Below are 274 nucleotides of genomic sequence, written 5' to 3'. Positions count from 1 at the left end.
CCCCGTGTTATCAATATAGATTTGAACATAGGATGGCTCTTGTATTACCTGAATGTGAATCTCCCCCCCCTCGTTGATAAAGTCCAATGCGTTATCAAAAATATTGTATAGCGCTTGTTGAATTAGAAATACATCTCCTAAACACGCACTGCTAGGGTCGCAGCTAATTACTACTTGTACATTTTGCGTTGTGGTTCTGGCAATAAAAGAATCTTTAATTGCTACAAATAAAGGTTTTACAAACACCTTCTTTCGCTGTTCAAGTTCAGGAAGC

1 pseudogene is annotated in these 274 nt (G+C 38.3%); it reads right to left on the bottom strand.

The annotated features are described in order from the left end of the window. A pseudogene (locus tag SB816_RS31540) lies at positions 1 to 274 on the bottom strand (hypothetical protein); the annotation flags it as partial.

The organism is Achromobacter sp. SIMBA_011 (genome assembly GCF_046535435.1).
Lineage (GTDB): Bacteria > Pseudomonadota > Gammaproteobacteria > Burkholderiales > Burkholderiaceae_B > Achromobacter > Achromobacter dolens.
The sequence above is the reverse complement of the archived record's forward strand: the minus strand, read 5'-3'. Positions and strand labels throughout refer to the sequence as shown.